We start from the raw sequence: 5333 nt of genomic DNA on the forward strand, positions 1-5333 counted from the left end.
CAGGTCGGTATCCGACGCGGCGCCCTGGAAGGTGGTGGTGTAGCCCTTGACACCGGCAACGGCTGCAGAGGATCCCTTTTGGACGTTTTGCCAGAAGTCGGAGTTGGTCGTTTTCACGATCACGGCGATCTCTTTGTCGGCGGCCAGCGCCAGGGATGATGCGGCCACCAGGGTGGACGCAATCAAGGTGTTCAGCAGTTTTTTCATGTCATTCCTCTTTTCGGTTGTAGGTGTTTTAGGATGTCCCGGTAGGCCCTACCGGCAGGGGTCACTTGCGATGGCGCATCTGGTCAATCCATACGGTGAGCAGGATGACCAGGCCAATCAGAATTTGTTGGGTGAAGGCGGAGACGCCGCCCATGTTCAAACCGTTGCGCAGAATGCCGATGACAAATGCGCCGATGACCGTGCCGGAAATCGTGCCTACGCCGCCGGTCAGCGAGGTGCCGCCAATTACCGCAGCGGCAATTGCGTCCAGCTCGTACATCAGGCCTTCGCTGGGCTGGGCCGTAACCAGGCGCGACATCAGCACGCAGCCGGTCATGCCGGCCAGCAGGCCGGAGAACACATAGGCGAACAGGGTGACGCCCTTGACGTTCACGCCCGACAGGCGGGCTGCTTCGCTGTTCGAGCCCACGGCGTACAAATGGCGGCCCAGAGTGGCCCGATTGAGCAGCACCGACACGGCTACCGCCAATGCAACCATCAGCAACACCGGGTAGGGAATGCCGATGAACACCACATCAGGAAAGCCGTCGGCGCCCATCTTGACCGAGCGGAACAGCGAGCCGTTGCCCAGCTCTGCGAAGCTCTCGCCCAGGCCGCCAATCGCTTTGGCATCGGTAATCTGTAGCGCCACTCCACGGGCCACCAGCATCATGCCGAGTGTGGCAATGAAGGGCGGTAGTTTCAGCACAGTCACACACAGGCCGTTGATGAGGCCACACAGACCACCCACCAGCAGGCCGGCCAGCATGCCCAGCGGCACGGGGGCCCCGGCCTTCACCGCCATGGCCGCCACCACCCCGGCCAGCGCCAGTATGGCGCCGACGGACAGGTCGATGCCGCCGGTGATGATCACGCAGGTGGCGCCAATGCCCAGGTAGGCGATGGAGGTCACCTGCAGCGCCACGGTCATGCCGTTGCCAACGCTGAAGAAAGCATTGCTGATGAACGAGAAGATCACGATCAGGCCCAGCAGGCTGGCCAGTGCGGCAAATTTCTGGAGCAGGTCTTTTTGTTGTTCGGTCATAGGTCTATCCGGGGAAAATTCAAAAGAAGCTCAGGAAGAAGAGGGAATGCTGCGGCCCGAGGCGTAGTGCATGACTTCCTCCTGGCTGGTCTCGCGGGTGGTGAGTGTGGTGACCAGGCGCCCTTCGTGGAACACGGCCACGCGGTCGGTCATGCCCATGATTTCGGGCAGCTCCGAGCTGATCATCACCACGCCAATGCCCTGGCCGGCCAGTTGGTCCAGCAGCTGGTAAATGGCGTACTTGGCGCCTACGTCGATGCCGCGTGTCGGCTCGTCGAAGAACAGAATGCGGGATTCGCGGAACAGCCATTTGCTGATCACCAGCTTCTGCTGGTTGCCGCCCGACAGCAGGCGCACGGTCTGGCTGCTGCTGGGCGTGCGTATGCCCAGGGCCTCGATGTAGCGCGCGGCGGCGGCCTGTTCCTGGTCAAAGCGGATCATGCCGGCGCGGTTGGAGACGGCCTCCATATTGGCCAGCGTGATGTTCTGCGCCACATTCATCTTCAGCGCCAGGCCATCGTGTTTGCGGTCTTCCGACAAGTAGGCCAGGCCGTGGCGCACGGCGTCCCTGGGTGAACGGATGGCCAGCAACTGCTCGCCCAGCCGCACCTCGCCAGCGTCCAGCGGATCGGCACCGAAGATGGCGCGGGCCACCTCGGTACGGCCGGCTCCCATGAGTCCGGCAAAGCCCAGAATTTCCCCGCGTCGCAGTTCAAAGCCCACGTCGTCAAACACCCCCTTGCGGCACAGCCCGGTGGCGCGCAGCAATACGTCCACGGTGGGCACCGAGGTCCGCTTGGGAAACACATCGTCCAACGAACGTCCCACCATCTTGGCCACGATCTGCTCCACGCTGGTGTCGGCAAAGCGGTCGGTGCTCACATAGCGGCCATCGCGCAGCACGGTTACCTGGTCCACAATCTGCGCCAGCTCATCCAGCCGGTGGGAGATGTAGACAATGCCTACGCCTGCGCACTTGAGTTCGTGGATGATGGCAAACAGCTGGGCGGTTTCCGTCTCGGTGAGCGAGGAGGTAGGCTCGTCCATGATCAGCACTTGGGCGTTCAGCGACAGGGCCTTGGCAATCTCTACCATTTGCTGCTGGGCCACCGACAGTGTCTTGACCAGCCTGTCCGGCGCAATGGCCAAGCCCAGCCGGTCCAGACACTGCTGGGCATCGCGGCGCAGCTTGGCCTGGTCAATCAGCCAGCCCTTGCGCGGCTCCCGTGCCAGGAAAATATTCTCCGCTACCGTCAGATGGGGCACCAGATTCAGTTCCTGGTGAATGATGGCAATGCCTGCTGCCTCGGACTCCGCAGGCGTATGGAATTGGCAGACCGCGCCCCGGTAATGCAAAGCACCCGCATCGGGCTGGTACTGGCCGCTGATGATCTTCATCAACGTGGACTTGCCGGCCCCGTTTTCGCCGCAGACCGCATGCACCTCGCCCGCGCGCACTTCCAAACTCACGCCATCCAGTGCCAGCACGCCGGGAAAGCGCTTGGTGATGCCGTCCAGGCGCAACAAGACCGGGTGCTCCGCGACCACATGGTGCGCAGAGAGCGGGACGGGGGCGGACGCGACAGACAGCAATTGCAAACTCCTGAATTGAATACAGGGAGGAGTGGTAATTGCCAATTGGTAAGGCCACCCGACCTAATAATGGATATTTGGCCTTACCAAATAAGTCGGAGGTATCCGTATTTACCCGTTATTTGGACTGAAAGAGGGATTTTTGGCCGTTAAACGGCGTAGGCAGGCACCCTTGGCCTGACCAATAGCGCAGACGTGCAATACAGCAGGCGCGTATCTAGCTCAGGACCACTCGCGCCGGTTGTTCTCTACCCAGCGTTGCTCGGAGGCCTGCAAGTGCATGCGCAATGCCGTCTGGGCTGCCAATACGTCGCGACTTTCCAGTGCGCGCAAGATGGCCTCGTGCTCCTGCAGCGCCGTGGCCCAGGTCTGCCCGGACTCGGAGTGGGCGCTCAGGCGTGCGGTGATCGGGCTGTGGCGTTCGTCAAACAGCTCACCTACCAGCCGTTCCAGCACGGCGTTGCCAGTCATGGCCGCAATGGTCTGGTGGAACTGGCGGTCGTAGGCAAGCGGCGAGCGGTTCTGGGCCATCGCTGCCAGCATGTTGTCCAATGTTTGGCGCAGGCTGGACAGGGCCTCCGGGGTGGCTTTTGCGCAGGCCAGCAAAATCACCGTGCCCTCAATCGCGGCGCGGGCCCGCATCAGTTCTATGGGGCTTTCGCCCATCGTGGCCAAGGTCTGGGGCTTGCGCTGGGCCTGGTTGCATACGTACACGCCCGCACCCATGCGTACTTCCACGCTGCCTTCTATTTCCAGGGCAATCAGGGCTTCACGTACCGAGGGGCGGGACACGCCCAACTGTTGGGCCAAATCACGCTCGGGAGGCAAGCGCATGCCCGTCGTATAACTGCCCTTGTCAATAAATGCGCGTATCTGGTCGGCTATTTGTTGGTACAGCCGACGGTTGTCGACCTGTTTGAGTTGGTCCAGCATGTGCATTCTCCGCTTGGCGTGCAGTTTAAGCGACTGGCCAGACCAAACGAAGCTCAGGGGGGTTAGGTAAGGCCAATTCGCCTGATGTGCGCAGCCTCAGCGCGGCGCCAGTATCGCCATGGTGATGCGCGACACGCAGGTCGGGTTGCCTGCGTCGTCCACCATGTCGATGGCCCAGACCTGGGTGGTGCGGCCGATGTGGACCGGGCGGGCGGTGCCGGTGACCCAGCCGCTGGTGGCACCGCGCAGGTGGTTGGCGTTGATGTCCAGGCCCACAGCACGGTGGCCCTCGGGGGAGGCGGCCACGGCAGCAATGGAGCCCAGGGTTTCGGCCAGCACCACGCTGACCCCGCCGTGCAGCAGGCCGTAGGGCTGGCAGGTGCGGCTGTCCACCGGCACGCGGGCGCGCACGAAGTCGTCGCCTATCTCTAAAAATTCGATGCCCAGGTGGGCGATGGCGGTGCCGATGGCCCCAGCGGTACAGATTTCGACGGTGAAAGGTTTCTTCCAGATAGGCATGGCGTGTCCAGTAATGGGTTAACGGTATAAACGAAGACCGTTTAGTAACTACGCCCCCCCAGACTCTCCACTTCGCGTTTCCGCCAACCCCCTTGCAGGGGGCGAACCCAGTGGCCCGGCTAAGCCGGTTCCACGGGTCCCTGGTGTAGAAACTGTTGTACTCGTCTTCGGGTGGTCCATAGTTACGCCGTTTCAGCATAACCCACGCTTTGTGTCCCCGGAGTCTCCCGCTTGCCAACCCCTTCGTCTCTATCTTCCTCTGCTTCCGCCGCCAACCTGCGCGGCATCCTGGCCATGGTGGTTGCCGTGGGTTCCTTCTCGGTGATGGATGCCGCCCTGAAAACCCTGAGCCACCACTATCCGCCCCTGCAGGTGGCGTCGATGCGCGGGCTGGTGGCGCTGCCGCTGGTGGCCTTGTACGTGCTGTGGCGCAAAGAGCTGCCCAGCCTGTGGAAGGTGCGCTGGCCGCTGCATCTGCTGCGCATGGTGATTGGGGTGACCATGCTGTCGCTGTTTGTGACGGCGCTGCGCACGCTGGGGCTGGCCGAGGCGTACACCATCTTTTTCATCGCCCCGCTGCTGATCACGGTGCTGTCGATTCCGGTGCTGCAGGAACGCGTGCGGCCGCGCCATTGGCTGGCGCTGGCGGGTGGGCTGTGCGGCGTGGTGGTGGCGCTGCGGCCCGACCAGGAGGCCTTTTTGTCGCTGGGCGCACTGGCGGTGCTGGGCTCGGCCGTGTGCTACGCCGTGTCGGCGGTCACCGGGCGAGTGCTGAGCCGCACCGATTCCAGCGCCGCCCTGGTGTTCTGGGGCACCAGCGGGCTGGCGCTGGGGGCCGGGGTGCTGGCCTGGCCGCACTGGGTGGCGGTGCTGCCGGGCGACGCGCCGGTGCTGGCGGTGATAGCGGTCAGTGGCTTTGCCGGGCAACTGGCCATCACCCAGGCGTTTCGCTATGGGCAGGCCGCCGTGGTGGCACCGTTTGAATACACCGCGCTGGCCTGGGGCATGGCGCTGGACGGCCTGCTGTGGCACACCG

General features: G+C 63.2%; 5 protein-coding genes and 1 pseudogene. 1 reads left to right on the forward strand and 5 read right to left on the reverse strand.

Annotated elements, in window-relative coordinates; genetic code table 11:
• The 5 genes and pseudogenes from ABI213_RS15885 to ABI213_RS15905 form a co-directional block, all read right to left on the reverse strand.
• Window positions 1-207, reverse strand: a pseudogene (locus tag ABI213_RS15885) (LacI family transcriptional regulator); the annotation flags it as partial.
• Window positions 208-268: 61 nt separating this feature from the next.
• Window positions 269-1252, reverse strand: coding sequence for an ABC transporter permease (locus tag ABI213_RS15890; RefSeq protein WP_348027796.1), 984 nt, complete (start codon window positions 1250-1252; stop codon window positions 269-271).
• A gap of 30 nt (window positions 1253-1282) precedes the next feature.
• On the reverse strand, window positions 1283-2800 hold the full coding sequence (locus tag ABI213_RS15895) for a sugar ABC transporter ATP-binding protein (protein WP_348027804.1): 1518 nt from the start codon (window positions 2798-2800) through the stop codon (window positions 1283-1285).
• A 267-nt stretch (window positions 2801-3067) separates the two neighbouring features.
• Window positions 3068-3778 (reverse strand): FadR/GntR family transcriptional regulator, encoded by a 711-nt coding sequence (locus ABI213_RS15900; RefSeq protein ID WP_348027798.1) that lies wholly within the window; start codon window positions 3776-3778, stop codon window positions 3068-3070.
• A gap of 96 nt (window positions 3779-3874) precedes the next feature.
• Entirely contained in the window at window positions 3875-4297 is a 423-nt protein-coding gene (locus tag ABI213_RS15905) for a hotdog fold thioesterase (RefSeq protein ID WP_348027800.1), read from the reverse strand.
• Window positions 4298-4528: 231 nt separating this feature from the next.
• Between ABI213_RS15905 and ABI213_RS15910 the strand changes: the two genes are divergently transcribed.
• The coding region (locus ABI213_RS15910; protein WP_348027802.1) for a DMT family transporter at window positions 4529-5333 on the forward strand (805 nt) is incomplete at its 3' end.

The sequence above is a fragment of the Rhodoferax sp. genome (assembly GCF_039922535.1).
In the GTDB taxonomy this organism is placed as follows: Bacteria; Pseudomonadota; Gammaproteobacteria; order Burkholderiales; family Burkholderiaceae_C; genus Rhodoferax_B.

Bases quoted from the DNA above. Each gene is read 5' to 3' on its own strand.
- ABI213_RS15890 (WP_348027796.1), bottom strand. From the start codon at position 1,252: ATGACCGAACAACAAAAAGACCTGCTCCAGAAATTTGCCGCACTGGCC.
- ABI213_RS15905 (WP_348027800.1), bottom strand. From the start codon at position 4,297: ATGCCTATCTGGAAGAAACCTTTCACCGTCGAAATCTGTACCGCTGGG.
- ABI213_RS15900 (WP_348027798.1), bottom strand. From the start codon at position 3,778: ATGCTGGACCAACTCAAACAGGTCGACAACCGTCGGCTGTACCAACAA.